The 13,640-nt window shown below is 68.8% G+C and carries 11 protein-coding genes and 1 pseudogene; 11 read left to right on the forward strand and 1 reads right to left on the reverse strand.

Going from position 1 to position 13,640, the window contains the following annotated elements:
• A pseudogene (locus FJV41_RS41590) lies at positions 1-180 on the reverse strand (hypothetical protein); the annotation flags it as partial.
• Positions 181-503: 323 nt separating this feature from the next.
• On the opposite strand from FJV41_RS41590, the gene mglB reads away from it, so the two are divergent.
• The 11 genes from mglB to FJV41_RS41645 all read left to right on the forward strand — a co-directional run.
• Positions 504-983: a gliding-motility regulator GTPase-activating protein MglB gene (gene mglB / locus FJV41_RS41595; protein WP_002637270.1), complete on the forward strand. Its 480-nt coding sequence runs from the start codon at positions 504-506 to the stop codon at positions 981-983.
• 11 nt (positions 984-994) lie between these two features.
• Complete coding sequence (mglA, locus tag FJV41_RS41600; protein WP_141648177.1) at positions 995-1,582, forward strand: gliding-motility regulator Ras-like GTPase MglA; 588 nt, start codon at positions 995-997, stop codon at positions 1,580-1,582.
• Positions 1,583-1,697: 115 nt separating this feature from the next.
• Entirely contained in the window at positions 1,698-2,441 is a 744-nt protein-coding gene (locus FJV41_RS41605) for a dihydrolipoamide acetyltransferase (protein WP_141648178.1), read from the forward strand.
• A gap of 16 nt (positions 2,442-2,457) precedes the next feature.
• Positions 2,458-4,866 (forward strand): tetratricopeptide repeat protein, encoded by a 2,409-nt coding sequence (locus tag FJV41_RS41610; RefSeq protein ID WP_246137751.1) that lies wholly within the window; start codon positions 2,458-2,460, stop codon positions 4,864-4,866.
• Positions 4,866-8,243: a tetratricopeptide repeat protein gene (locus tag FJV41_RS41615; RefSeq protein WP_181791296.1), complete on the forward strand. Its 3,378-nt coding sequence runs from the start codon at positions 4,866-4,868 to the stop codon at positions 8,241-8,243. Before FJV41_RS41610 ends, FJV41_RS41615 begins: the two co-directional genes overlap by 1 nt.
• Entirely contained in the window at positions 8,240-9,826 is a 1,587-nt protein-coding gene (locus tag FJV41_RS54780; protein ID WP_141648181.1) for a tetratricopeptide repeat protein, read from the forward strand. The genes FJV41_RS41615 and FJV41_RS54780 overlap by 4 nt, the downstream gene beginning before the upstream one ends.
• A gap of 7 nt (positions 9,827-9,833) precedes the next feature.
• Positions 9,834-10,130 (forward strand): hypothetical protein, encoded by a 297-nt coding sequence (locus tag FJV41_RS41625; protein ID WP_141648182.1) that lies wholly within the window; start codon positions 9,834-9,836, stop codon positions 10,128-10,130.
• 3 nt (positions 10,131-10,133) lie between these two features.
• Positions 10,134-11,477, forward strand: coding sequence for an AgmX/PglI C-terminal domain-containing protein (locus FJV41_RS41630; RefSeq protein WP_141648183.1), 1,344 nt, complete (start codon positions 10,134-10,136; stop codon positions 11,475-11,477).
• Between the two features lie 41 nt (positions 11,478-11,518).
• A complete protein-coding gene (locus FJV41_RS41635; RefSeq protein ID WP_141648184.1) occupies positions 11,519-11,965 on the forward strand; it encodes a cyclic nucleotide-binding domain-containing protein in 447 nt (148 codons plus the stop codon).
• An 87-nt stretch (positions 11,966-12,052) separates the two neighbouring features.
• Complete coding sequence (locus FJV41_RS41640; protein ID WP_174458515.1) at positions 12,053-12,613, forward strand: hypothetical protein; 561 nt, start codon at positions 12,053-12,055, stop codon at positions 12,611-12,613.
• 150 nt (positions 12,614-12,763) lie between these two features.
• On the forward strand, positions 12,764-13,640 hold an 877-nt coding region (locus tag FJV41_RS41645), incomplete at its 3' end, for a hypothetical protein (RefSeq protein ID WP_141648186.1).

A 13,640-nucleotide genomic window follows, 5' to 3' on the forward strand; every position in this document is an offset into this window, starting at 1 on the left:
CGCCCAGACCGAGCCCACCGCCGCCAGATCATTCGGGGTGAAGCCGTCGTAGGTGAGCCCAGGCCCTACATCCGCCTGGGCACCATTGCGGAGGGCCACGCCGTAGCGCAGGCGCAGCGAGGCTCGCTCGCGCACCTCCTCCGCCCGGACGGACGGGGAGCTGACCAGCACCAACAGCAAGGGCGCCAGACGCGCCAGGATGGGGGCAAGGGGGCGTGGGGGCGTCAAAGCCCGGCGGAGTATAGAGAAAGCCGCGAACACTCCCAAACCGGCGTCATCCGGGGACCCAGAAAGAGGCTTGACGAGGACCCCCTGGGTGGCGGGGGCAGCGGACGAGCCGCGTTCTCACCGGGAGGAACGGATGGCTTCTTGCTGGAGTGGAGGGGCTTTGCTAAGCATCCTCACGGTCGGTAGCGCCTCGTCTAACCTCCGGGATTCACTCCAGAAACAATCGGGGTGTTGCCGTGAGACGGGCGAGCGAACGCTGAGGAGCGCATACGCCCATGGGCACGCAACTGGTGATGTACGAAGAGGAGTTCACCAAGATCAACGCCGTTTGCGACCGGCTCACCAAGGACGCGAACGCGAAGGTGGTGTTCCTCGTCGACAAGAACGGGCAACTCATCTCCTCGGCCGGGCAGACGCAGAACATCGACACCACGTCCCTGGCCTCGCTGACGGCCGGCAACGTGGCGGCGATGGGCGGACTCGCCAAGCTGATCGGTGAGAACGAGTTCCCCAACCAGTTCCATGAGGGGGCGAAGGACTCGCTCTACATGACCATCGTCGGCAGCCGGGTCGTGCTGGTCGTCATCTTCGACAACCGCACCAGCCTCGGCCTCGTCCGCCTGCGCATCAAGAAGGCCAGCGACGAGCTGACGAAGATCTTCGAGAGTCTGGTGAAGAAGACGGACAGCCCGGGTGCCGGGTCGCCGTTCGCCGAGATCTCCGACGACGATATCGACAACCTCTTCAGCGAGTAACCCGGGAAGCCATGTCCTTCATCAACTACTCATCCCGCGAAATCAACTGCAAGATTGTCTATTACGGGCCGGGTCTCTGCGGGAAGACGACCAACCTCCAGTACATCTACAACAAGACGGCGGCCGAGACGAAGGGCAAGCTCATCTCCCTCTCCACCGAGACGGACCGCACGCTCTTCTTCGACTTCCTGCCGCTGTCGCTCGGTGAGATCCGCGGCTTCAAGACGCGCTTCCACCTCTACACGGTGCCCGGCCAGGTGTTCTACGACGCCAGCCGCAAGCTCATCCTCAAGGGCGTGGACGGCGTCGTGTTCGTGGCCGACAGTCAGATCGAGCGCATGGAGGCGAACATGGAGTCGATTGAAAACCTCCGTGTGAACCTGGCCGAGCAGGGCTACGACCTGAACAAGATTCCGTACGTCCTCCAGTACAACAAGCGCGACCTGCCCAACGCGGTGACGCCGGAGGAGATGCGCAAGGCCATCAACCCGCGCAACATCCCCGAGTATCAGGCCGTGGCGCCCACGGGCGTGGGCGTGTTCGACACGCTCAAGGCCGTGGCGAAGCTGGTGCTCACGGAGCTGAAGAAAGGCGGCTGAGCCGGGAGCAGCCGGGCAGTCAACTCCCGTACCGCGGGTGAGAAGACGCCTCGCGGCCAAGGGTGTTACAACCTGCTGCCGACGGGCCGGGCCGTCCGCCTCCTGAGGTCGCACAGTGCGTGTCGCAGCCGCCACCCTCCGCCTCCTCGCGCTCGTGAGCGCCACCCTCTGTGGGGCGGCGCTCGCGCAGGAGCCGCGCCCCACGGCGCCCGCCGCCGCCTCGAGCACCGAGGCGCCTCCCGTGGCCCCTTCCGAAGGCGACAGCACCGCGGATGAAGCCTTCAACACGCGGGTGAAGACGCTGGAGGAGCAGGTCGTCGACCTGAAGGAGAAGATCTACCGCTCCAAGGCCCGACTCCTGTTGCTCCAGGAGACGGTGCTGGGCGGAGACGTCACCACCGGGGCTCGCGCGCTCATCGTCCACAAGAACGAGATGGGCAGCTCCTTCATCCTGGAGTCGGTGACGTACGCGCTGGATGGCGCGCCCATCTTCACGCAGGTCGACATCCAGGGCGAAGAGCTGAGCAAGCGCGAGCAGTTCGAGGTCTTCAACGGGCGCATCGTCCCGGGGCAGCACCAGCTCGCGGTGCGGCTCGTCTACCGCGGCGGCGGCTTCGGCGTGTTCAGCTACCTGGAGGGCTACAAGTTCAAGGTGCAATCCAGCTACACCTTCAACGCGGAGCCAGGAAAGGTGTCCACGGTGCGCGTGGTGGGCTTCGAGCAGGGCGGCCTCACGCTGGACATGAAGGACCGGCCCGCGGTGCGCTACGACATCGAGCTGTCGCGCGACACGGCGCCGCGCATCGACGGCGAAGCGGGCGGAAGCCCTCCGGCCGCCACCTCCACTGAAGCGCGGTAGGGGTCCGCCGGTGAACGTGTCGCTTCGCGCTCTCGCCCTCGCGCTCAGCCTCGTGGGGGGCGCCTCCGCCTTTGCCGCCGAGCCTCCCCCGCCGCCTCCGACTCCCCAGGAGCTGGAGCAGCGCCTGTCCTCCGTGGAGCAGCAGCTCCAGGTCGCCGAGGAGAGCCTGCGCTTCGTCGAGACACAGTACAGCCAGCGCCCGGAGCCCGATGAAGAGCAGGCCCGCTCGCGGCGCTACTCCGACGCGGAAATCCAGTACCTGCTCGGCGACTGGAGCGCGGCCTCCGTCCACTTCTACGACCTGGTGAGCGACCCGGCGTTCCGGAGCCACCCGCGCTACGCGGACGCGCTCTTCTTCCTCGCGGATTCGCTGTACCAGCAGAAGAACGACATCGGCGCGCGGCTCTACCTGCGCGAGCTGTTGTCGCAGCCCACGCCGACCGCGCGCCACCGTGACGCGCTCACGCGCTACCTGGCCATCTCCGGACGGTTGAACCTGTTCGACGACGTCGAGACCTACGTCGAGCAGGCGCGCACGTTGTTCGGCGGCCAGCTTCCTCCCGACGTGCAGTACGTCCAGGCGAAGTGGCTCTTCCGCCGCACCGACCTGCCCGCCTCCGAGCGAATCGCGCGTGCGCGCTCGGCCTTCTCGCCGCTGGCCCAGGCCCATGGCGGCCCGTATCAGCTCCAGGCCGGCTACCACATGGCGGTGCTGTCGATGCAGGCCGGCGAGCTGCCCCTCGCCATCCTCCAGTTCCAGCAGCTCCTCACGCCCCTGTCGAACGAGGGAGGCTCCGCGCCCACCGCGACGCCGGGCAAGCCCGTCACCCGCTCGACGGCTGACACGGACACGCGGCGCATCCGCGAGCTGTCGCTGATGTCGTTGGGACGGCTCCTGTACGAAGCAGGCCGCTTCGACGAGGCGTTGGACCGCTACGGCCAGGTGTCGCAGGACAGCGAGTCCTTTCCGGAGTCGCTCTACGAAATCGCGTGGACGCAGGTGCGCAAGGGCAACCACCAGGAGGCGAAGAACGCCGTCGACATCCTGTTGCTCGTCGCCCCCGACTCGCGGCTCGCGCCCGACGCGAAGCTCCTCCAGGGACACCTGCTCCAGAAGCTCAAGCGGTACGACGAGGCCATCGCGTCCTACGACGAACTCATCGGAACCTTCCGCCCCGTGCGCGAGAAGGTGGACGCCCTCTTGAACGCCAACCGGGACCCCGTCGCGTACTTCGAGCGGCTCCTGGCGCGCACGGACACCGTCCCGGACGTGCGCACGCTGTTGCCGCCCCTGGCCCTGAAATACGCCTCCACCGAGCGCGAGGTGAGCCGCGCGGTGAAGATGGTGGGCGACATCGACACCGGGAAGAAGGGCGCCGTCGACGCACGCGAGCTGGCGGCCCGCATCCTTCGCGCGCTGGACTCGCGGAAGCTGGAGACCTTCCCGGAGCTGCAAGAGGGCTTCACGCGCGCGGACGCGGTGGAGACGGCCGTCACGCACGCCGAGTCGACGCTGGTGGAAGTGGAGGGACTCGCGCTGGAGCCGTCGCTCACCTCACAGGAGCGGGACCGACTCGCGCCCCTGCGCCGCGAGCGCGATGCGCTGGCCGCCCGCTTCGCCACGCTCCCCACCACCCAGAAGGGGCTGGAGGAACGGCTGCGCCGCATGCAGACCCGGGTGGACGCGGTGGACCGCGAGGCCTTCCGGCTGGGCACGGAGATTCAGGGACTGCATGCCATCGCCTCGGCGGTGCGCAAGTGGGTGGATGACACGCGGCTGCTTCGCCAGACGCCACCCGACGAGGAACAAGAGTTCCTGGTGCAGCTCCAGGCCGAGGTCCAGACGCTGAATGATCTCCAGCTGGAGCTGGACCGGACGCGCGGTCGGCTCGCGGATGAGCGCAACAGCGCGGCGGCGTCCCTCTCCGGGGAACAGGCCATCCGTGGCCGCTACGCGGCGGCGCTGCGCTCCGAGCACGAGGTGCTCAGTGAAGCGGAGCGTCGACAGTCTCCCACGGCGGTGTTGACGCACGCGCACCAGGTGCGGGAGCGAGGCGAGGCGCTGCGCAAGCGCGTCGCGGAGGCCCAGTCCGCGCTGCGGACCCAGGTGGACCAGCGAGGACAGCGCATCCGCGCGAAGGTGCTGGCCGAGCAGCACTTGTTGGAGCGCTACGAGGCCGAGGTCGCCGCGGTGTCCGGCAACGCGAAGCAGTTGGTGGGCCGCATCGCCTACGACAGCATCCGGCGCGTGCGTCGGCAGTTCTACGACCTGGTGCTCAAGGCGGACGTGGGCGTGGTGGACGTGGCCTTCACCGAGAAGCAGGACAAGACGACGAACATCCAGAAGGTGTCCGCGCAGAAGGCCGAGGCGCTGCGCGCGCTGGACGCCGACTTCCGCGACGTGTTGTCGGAGGAGGGACGGTGATGCGGCGCGTGCTCGCGGTGCTGCTCTCCGTGGCCTCGCTGCCCGCCGCCGCCCAGGCGCCGGACACCGCCGCGCAAGCCCCCTCCCCCGCCCAGGCGGAGAGTCCCTCCGGGACACCGGCCGCGGGCTACCTGACGGGCCTGGGCCGCACGCCCGAGGAAGAGGCGCTGCTCCAGGACGTCAGCCGCGCCCTGCGCACGTATGACGAGGAGTCTCGCGAGTTCAGCCGCGAGGTGCAGCTCCTGATGGAGCGCAAGTACGAGCAGAAGCGCGACTCGCTCGCATCCTCATACGAGAAGGTCATCCGGGACTTCGAGGCCCAGGAGCGCAAGGAGCGGATGGAGGCCATCGTCCGCTTCGAGGAGTTCCTCCGCCGCTACCCGCAGGAGCCGCGCTACACGCCGGACGTGATGTTCCGTCTGGCGGAGCTCTATTACGAGCGCTCGCAGGACGAGCATCAGCTGGCGATGAAGGAGTACCGAGACCGGCTGGAGGCCCACGACAAGAACCCCGACTCGGCCTTCCCCGTGGAGCCGAAGAAGGACTACGGGGACTCCATCGCGCTGTACCGCCGGCTCTTGAAGGACTACCCCACCTACCGCCTCAACGACGGCGCCTGGTACCTGTTGGGCTACTGCCTGGAAGAGCAGGAGCAGGTCGACGAGAGCTTCCGCACCTACCAGCAGCTCATCGCCCGCTATCCGCGAAGCCGCTTCGCCACCGAGGCGTGGGTCCGCATCGGCGAGTACTGGTTCGACAACTACAAGGACCCGCAGGCCCTGCCACGCTCCGCGCAGGCCTTCGAGGCCGCCGCCCGCGACACGCTGCATCCGCTCTACGACAAGGCCCTCTACAAGCTGGGCTGGACGTACTACCGGATGGACCGCTTCGACGAAGCGGTGGAGTCCTTCCTCACGTTGGTGGACTTCTACGAAGCCCAGCGCGTCGCGAAGGGCGAGGCCGAGGCTGGCGGAGACCTGCGCGACGAGGCCCTCCAGTACGTGGCCATCTCGCTGGCGGACGAGACGTGGGGTGGACTGCCTCGCGCCCAGGCCCTCTTCGCGAAGCGCGGCCCCAAGCCCTACGAGGCGGACGTCTACCGCCGGCTGGGCAACGTCTACTTCGACCAGACGAACCACCCCGCAGCCATCGCGGCCTATCAGCGCGTGCTCCAGCAGGAACCCATGGCGCCGGACGCGCCGGAGCTCCAGCAGCGCATCGCCCTGGCCTACGAGCGAGACCGGCTGCTCGCGGAGTCCTTCACGGAGTCGGAGCGACTCGCCAGCCTCTATCAACCCGGCACGGCCTGGTACGCGAAGAACCAGGGAGACCCCGACGCGCTCTCGCGAGCCAACACGCTCGTCGAGAAGAGCCTCTATACGAGCGCCACCTTCCACCACCAGCAGGCGCTGGTGTTCAAGAAGGAGGGCAAGTTCGAGCAGGCCAGCACGGGCTTCGCCACCGCCGCGCGCGCCTACGGCACGTACCTGGAGCGCTTCCCGCGCAGCAAGAGCGCGGGCGAGATGCGCTTCTATTACGCGGAGTGCCTCTACTTCTCCTTCCAGTTCGCCGAGGCCGCGAAGAGCTACGAGCTGGTGCGTGACACCGGCGTGAGCGAGAAGCACCGCGACGAGGCGGCGCACAGCGCGGTGCTCGCCTGGCAGCAGCTGCTCGCGAAGGACATCCAGTCCGGCAAGACGCCGGACCTCAAGCCGCTGCGCTCCACCGAGCGGCCCGAGGGTTCGGCGGTAAAGCCCGTGCCGCTGACGCCCACCGAGCAGAAGCTGGTGTCGGCCTCCGACAAGTACGTGGCGCTCCTGCCGCGCGACGCGAAGGCCGCGGGCATCGCCTACAAGGCCGCGGAGCTGTACTACGCGCACGACGACTTCCCCGAGGCCCGCAAGCGCTTCGAGCGCATCATCCAGACGTGGCCCAAGAGCGAGGTGGCCCGCTACGCCACCAACCTCACCGTCGAGACGTTCCTCATCGACAAGGACTGGCGCAGCGTGGAGGAGGTCAGCGCGAGGCTGGCCAGCAACACGCAGGTCATCGACCCGACCAGCGACCTCCACAAGCAACTGGTGAAGTTCAAGCTCGCGGGCCGCTTCAAGCTCGCGGACCAGCTCCTGGCCGAGGGCAAGCACGAGGAGGCCGCGCGCAAGTACATCCAGCTCGTCGACGAGGAGCCCCGGCACGAGTTCGCGGACAAGGCCCTCAACAACGCCGCCGTCGCGCACGAGAACACCCGGCGCTTCGACTCCGCGATGAAGCTCTACGAGCGCATCTATCGCGAGTACCCGTCCTCCCCGCTCGCGGACGCGGCGCTGTTCCGCGTGGCGGTGAACGCGGAGAAGTCCTACGACTTCGACAAGGCCGTCGTCAGCTACCAGAAGCTGGTGAAGGACTACCCCGCATCGAAGGACCGGGAGGCGGCGCTCTTCAACACCGCTCGACTGCTCGAAGGCCAGCAGCGCTACGCGGAGTCCGCGGCCACGTTCCTGCGCTACGCGGAGCTGTTCCCCACCGCCGAGGACGCGCCGAAGAACCAGTACCGCGCGGCCATCCTGTTGGAGAAGCAGGGCGACCCTCGCGGAGAGGTCCGCGCGCTCCAGGAGTTCGTGCGCAAGTTCGCCAACAAGCCCGGCCAGGTGGAGCTGGTCGTGGACGCGCACCGGCGCATGGGTGACGCGCACCAGAAGCTCGGCGACGAGAAGGAAGCCCAGCGCGCGTACACCCAGGCGGCGAGCGAGTTCGACCGACGCAAGCTCAAGCCGGACACCCATCCCCTCGCGGCGAACGCGGCGGCGTATGGACGCTTCCAGTTGGCGGAGGCGGAGCTGCAGAGGTTCGACAAGCTGAAGATTGGCGGCTGGGGCAAGGCCCTGGTGCGCAGCTTCGCGGTGAAGCGCGCGGCGGTGAAGACGGTGAAGGACGCGTACTCGCGCGTCTATCCGTACAAGCAGCTCGAGTGGTCCCTCGCGGCGGCCTACCGCTCCGGCTACGCGCTGGAGCGCTTCGCCAACACCATCATCGAAACGCCTGTGCCGCCCGACGTGAAGCGGCTGGGCGAGGATGCGGTGGTGACGTACCAGGACCTGCTCGCGCAGAACACGGCGGAGCTGGAGGACGCGGCGGTGGAGAGCTACGCCGTCGCCCTGGCGGAGGCTCGCAAGAATCGCGTCTCCAACGAGTGGACGCGGCGCACGCTGGAGTCCCTCAACCGCTTCCGTCCCAAGGAGTACCCGGTGCTCAAGGAGCCCAAGCAGGCACTCGCGTCCGACGCCGCCTATCCGGACGGGCTCATCGGCAGCGTGAGCGGGCCCGCCCGCCCCGCGTCGGCGGACGAGAGCCGCATCACCGGGGGAGCCAAGCCGTGAGCTTCTCTCCACGCACGCCGGGGGCCTCCGCCCTCACCGCGCTACTCCTGTCCTCGGGCCTGTGGCTGTCCGCGTGTGCCTCCGGCCCGGAGACGCGCCCCACAGCCGAGGCGCCCGTCGAGGCAACGGCCGATGCGGACTCCAAGGCCGCGCCCGTCCCCACCGTCGTCGCGCCTCCGCCCCGCAGCACGGCGCAGGACTTCGAGCAGGCCGTGGCGATCGCGCGGGCCGGAGAGCTGACGGCGGCGGAGACGGCGCTGCGCGCGCTGGTGACGCAGAACCCGAATCTCGACTACGCGTGGACGAACCTCGGCATCGTCCAGGAGCGGCTGGGACGGCACGAGGACGCGGAGCGCTCGTATCGTCAGGCGCTCGCGGTGGCTCCCGAGCAGGAGTCCGCATGGGACTGCCTGGCGCGCCTGTACGGACGCACGGGCCGCTCCGCTGCGCTGGAGACGGAGCTGCGCGGGTTGGTGGAGACGAAGCAGGACTCGGCGCCGCTGCACACCGCGCTGGCCATCACCCTGCTCCAGCAGAAGAAGCTGGGGCCCGCGGCCACCGAGGCGAAGCAGGCCCTCAAGTTCGATGAGCGCCACACTCGCGCCATGCAGGTGCTCGCGCAGGTGTACTACCGCGAGGGCAAACACGAGCTGGCGCGCATGGTGCTGGAGAACGCGCGGGACATCGCGCCAGGCGACGCCGCCACACGCAATGCACTGGGGCTGGTGTACCTGGCGCTGAAGGTGGGCCCGCAGGCCCTGGCGGAGTTCAAGGAGGCCGCGAAGCTCCGGCCCGACTTCGCCGAGGCACGCAACAACTTCGGCGCGCTGCTCAACGAGGCCCAGGACTACCCGGCCGCCGTCACCGAGCTCGAAGCGGCGGTGAGAGCCGCTCCCGACTTCGCCGCCGCGCGCCTCAACCTGGGCAATGCCTACCGGGGACAGGGGGAGTTCGAGCGCGCCAAGGCCGAGTACGAGCAGGTGCTCGTGCTGCTCCCCGGTCAGCCCGACCCGTTCTTCAACCTCGCCATCCTGTTCCTCGACGTGGAGCCCCCGGGGGTCGACCCCATCCAGCGGTACAAGACGGCCCTCACCTACTTCGAGCGCTACGAAGCCCAGGGTGGTCGCGACAACCGCACCCCCCAGTACACGAAGGACGCGCGCAAGAGCATCGAGCGCGAGGAGCGCCGCCTGGAGCGCGAGCGCAAGGACCAGCTCCGCAAGGCCGCGGAGCAGGAGAAGGCCCAGCAGGAGCAGGCGAAACAGGCCGCCGAGAACAACGCGCCGACCACCGCCCCACCCGCGCAGGCCGCCCCCGCGGACAAGGGAACGGCCTCCACTTCGACGCCGCCCGTGCAGGGCGCATCCGCTCCGGCCAGCCCACCCAAGCAGACCGCTCCATCAGGCTCCGAGAACCCCGGCGCGGTGCCCACTCCGCCGGCCCCCACCCCAGCACCTTCCGCGCACGTCGGAGCACCCTCGGAGGGAACTCCGCCCCCCGCGCCGGTGTCCCAGCCCGAGCCCGCTTCCGGCACCGCGCCCTCGAAGAGCGGCTCGGGTAAGCTGGCCACCGACAAGAACTAGGATCGCCATGCGCGCCACCTTCGCCCTCTTCGTGCTCCTCACCACCGCGCCCGTGCTCGCGCAGGACGCTGGCAAGTCCGCCGCGCCCGGCACTGGCGGGGCCACGTCGAGCAGCGAAGCGGCGCCCGCGAAGAAGGCGCCTCGCAAGGTCATCCGCCTGGACGCGCTCACCGTCGAGGGCCGCATCCAGAAGCCCCAGGCTTTCTACATCCTCCCCCGCTCCAACCTGAGCTTCGACGACCTCAACCGCACGGAGAGCTTCGTGCCCAAGGTCGAGAAGAGCGTCGAGCAGGAGCCCTTCTAGGCCATGGCCGCCCCGTCACCTTCCAAGCTGCTCCGCGTCGGCCTCATCCAGAACGGCCAGATTGTCGAAGAGCACCACGTCCGGCGCGAGAGCGTCACCATCGGCCATGACGCGCGCAACACCATCGTCCTGCCCGCCTCGGACGACAGGCCCGCGCGCTTCAGCGTGTTCGAGAACCAGGGCCACCAGTTCCTGCTCGTCATCAACGAGTTCATGAAGGGCCGCGTCAACCTCGGCTCCTCCGACGTGGACTTCGACGCCCTGCGCTCCCAGGGGCTCGCCTCGCGCCGGGGTGACCTCTACGTCCTCCCCCTCCAGGAGACCGCGCGCGGCAAGGTGGAGCTGGGCGACGCCACCCTCTTCTTCCAGTTCGTCGCGCCCAAGGCCGAGGAAGCGCGTCCGGTGATGCCCTCGGACATCCGCGTCAGCCGCTGGAAGACGATGGACCGCGTCTTCTTCGGCATCCTCGCCGCCTCGCTGCTCGTCCACTTCTCCGGCGCCGCCATCATCCTCTCCGCGGAGGCCCCCAAGGAGCAGGAGCTGGCGTTGGATCAGCTCGATGACCGCTTCGTGCGCGCCATCATCCCCCAGCGCCCCATCGAGACCGCGAAGCCCGCCGCGCCGGGCCCCGCCGAGACGCCGAAGGAAGACGTCAAGCCCCCCGAGCCGAAGGACGGCGCGGACAAGCCCGCGTCGGAGAAGCCCGCGGCCGCCGCCGCCGAGCGCCACGCGGAGATGGTGAAGAAGGTCTCCGACAAGGGCCTGTTGAAGATGCTCGGCTCCAAGAGCTCTGGCACCGGCGCGTTCCAGGACGTGCTGGGCAGCGCCAGCGGTGGCAGCGACATCGTCGCCGCGCTCCAGGGCGCCGGCGGCGTGGGCGTGGCCAACGAGGCCTCCGTCGGCAAGGGTACCGGCCCGCGCGGCGGTGGCACCGGCACCGTGACGGGCATCGGCGAGCTGGGCACCCAGGGCGGCGGCAAGGTGGACCTGGGCACGAAGAAGGAAGTCGAAGTGAAGGGCCGCGTGCAGGACGCGACGCCGGACGTCGACAGCTCCGACGTGGACCGCGACGCGCTCGCCCGCTACGTCCGCGCGCGCAAGGGCGCCATCCAGAGCTGCTACGAGAAGGAGCTCAAGCGAAACCCCAACCTCAAGGGCAAGGTGGTGGTGCGCTTCTCCATCACCCCGTCCGGCCGAGTGGGGGACTTCGAAATCGACGAGAACACCCTCGGCAGCGAGGCGGTGGCCAGCTGCATCCGCGCCGCCATCCGCGGCTGGGTGTTCCCGTTCAAACCCGAGTCCGCCGCCACCGTTTCCTACCCCTTCGTCTTCTCGCCGACGGGGTAGGCTCCGGCGCCGGTGTACCCAGCGCGGGCTCCGAGGGGACCATGGAGAAGCTGGCCGTCATCGCCGCCTCACCGCTGTTCGAGATGCTCTCTCCCGTGGAGCTGGACCGTCTGGCGGAGCTGGCCCGGACGCGCCACTGCGTCCCCGGCGAGGTCATCTTCCATGAAGGGGATTTGGGCGACAGCCTCTTCCTCGTCGTCGAAGGCCAGGTGGAAGTGGCCCGGAACGGCACGGATGGGTTGCCGCGCACCCTGGCCGTGCTGTCACCTCCCGAGTTCTTCGGGGAGATGGGCCTCATCGACAAGGACTACCGCTCCGCCACCGTGCGCGCGCGCGCGCAGGCCCACCTGCTCCAGCTCACCGCTGGGGACTTGCGCGCCTTCCGCAACGAGTACGCCGACGGCTTCACCTTCGTCGTCGTCAATATCGCCCGAAGCCTGGCTGCTCGACTGCGTGAGGCCAATGCCCGCCTCTCCAGTAACCACTGAATAACTGGGGGTTCGTCGCGTTGACACCCCACCCCCCGCCTTCTACGCTTTGTTGCAATGGGAAGGGCCGGGAGAGCCGAGAGGCGTATGCGCACTGTCGGAATGGTCGCTGTGATCGTCGCCACGGGCGTGGCCGTCGCGCAGGGACCGGTGCCCTCGCCCCGGTCACCCGCCGCCACCACCACGCTGGAGAAGGCGAGTGAAGTGCCTGACTCGCAGAAGCTGGAGCGCAGCACCCAGGCCTTGAGTGTCATGCGAGACGTGCTTCGCCAGGTGCTCGGCAAGGTGGAAGAAGCGCGCCGCACCAAGGACGTGGTGAAGCTCAACTGCGCCAACGAGAAGCTCACGCAAATCAAGGGCCTGTTGCGCATCTCCGAGCAGGCGGACGTGTCGCTCCAGGAGTCCCTCACCCGGCGCGAGGTCTCCACCAGCGAGCACGAATACACCAAGGTGATGATCGCCCGGCAGAAGGTCGGCCAGCTGCGCTCGGAGGCCGAGGAGTGCATCGGTCAGCTCGCCTTCCGCACCGACGAGAACCTCTTCATCGAGGTGGAGGAGCCGGAGAACCTGCCGGGCGGCGACCCCACGCGCCCGCCTCCTCCCGACGACATCCTCGTGCGCCCGCCTCCCGCGAGCCCCATCAACTAGTCCCGTGCGCCCTCCGGCCCTCCGGGCGAGTCCAAGTCCCGTGTCGAACAATTCTTCGGCCCCTGAAATCGCGCGTGCTATGACGCCCCAGGCCGTCCGCATGAAAGGTGGGAGTGAGTACGCCCTCTCCCTGGGAAGCCACTGCGAGCCATGACGCTGAGAGGGACATTCTGGGGCACGGTCTGCGGGCTGGCGCTGATGGCGCCTGTCACCGTGGCCATGGCTCAGGACGGAGTCTCCGCGCCGGCCACGGGTGGCAACGGCTTCAAGGTCGGCAACGGCCGGCTGCATCCGTACTTCGAGCTGGAGACGCGCCTGGACAGCGGCGTGGGCTACTTCGGCCGCGAGGGCCAGGAGTTCCCCGGTGGCGTGTCGCCGGACCTGTCGGGTGAGCTGGCGATGCACTTCCGGCCGGGCTTCCGGCTGGACATCCCCTCTCCCCGGCTGGCGTTCAACCTCAACGCCAACCTGGACTACGTGCTTTTCACGGGCCTGATGACGCAGGGCTCGAACGCGGCCTCGCACATGGAGGGCGCAGCGGACCTGCTGGCGCGCATCAACCCGGAGGCGCCGCTGTCGCTGGAGCTGTCGGACCAGTTCACGCGCTCGGACCGGACACGCACGGCGGCCATCGGCGCGGGCATCCTCAGCCTCTACAACGAGGCCAAGGTGAAGGCTCCGTGGCGGCCGGGTGGTGGCGCGGTGGAGGTGACTCCGGGCGTGGCCTACGCGGTGGAGTTCTTCGAGCCGCTGGGCGCTTCGGCGCCGGCGGACTGCGGCGAAGGCGTGTGCGACCCCGTCGGCGCGGACCGCTTCAACTACGGCAACCTGCACCTGGGCCTGGAGAGCCGCTGGCGCTTCCTGCCGAAGACGGCGCTGGTGCTCGACACCGGCGTGGACGTGCGCCGCTACTTCAACGACGGGGGCCCCAACGCCACGCTTTTGCGCGCGTTGATCGGCGTGGCGGGCCTCGTGTCGCCCAAGGTCGCGGTGACGGCGAAGGTGGGCTGGGGGCAGAACTTCGGGG

Source organism: Myxococcus llanfairpwllgwyngyllgogerychwyrndrobwllllantysiliogogogochensis, assembly GCF_006636215.1.
GTDB classification, from domain to species: Bacteria; Myxococcota; Myxococcia; order Myxococcales; family Myxococcaceae; genus Myxococcus; species Myxococcus llanfairpwllgwyngyllgogerychwyrndrobwllllantysiliogogogochensis.

What these genes read in the sequence shown, in the direction of transcription:
- mglB (WP_002637270.1), top strand. Translation starts at nt 504, where the DNA reads ATGGGCACGCAACTGGTGATGTACGAAGAGGAGTTCACCAAGATCAAC.
- FJV41_RS41615 (WP_181791296.1), top strand. Translation starts at nt 4,866, where the DNA reads ATGCGGCGCGTGCTCGCGGTGCTGCTCTCCGTGGCCTCGCTGCCCGCC.
- FJV41_RS41635 (WP_141648184.1), top strand. Translation starts at nt 11,519, where the DNA reads ATGGAGAAGCTGGCCGTCATCGCCGCCTCACCGCTGTTCGAGATGCTC.
- FJV41_RS41625 (WP_141648182.1), top strand. Translation starts at nt 9,834, where the DNA reads ATGCGCGCCACCTTCGCCCTCTTCGTGCTCCTCACCACCGCGCCCGTG.
- FJV41_RS41630 (WP_141648183.1), top strand. Translation starts at nt 10,134, where the DNA reads ATGGCCGCCCCGTCACCTTCCAAGCTGCTCCGCGTCGGCCTCATCCAG.
- mglA (WP_141648177.1), top strand. Translation starts at nt 995, where the DNA reads ATGTCCTTCATCAACTACTCATCCCGCGAAATCAACTGCAAGATTGTC.
- FJV41_RS41640 (WP_174458515.1), top strand. Translation starts at nt 12,053, where the DNA reads ATGCGCACTGTCGGAATGGTCGCTGTGATCGTCGCCACGGGCGTGGCC.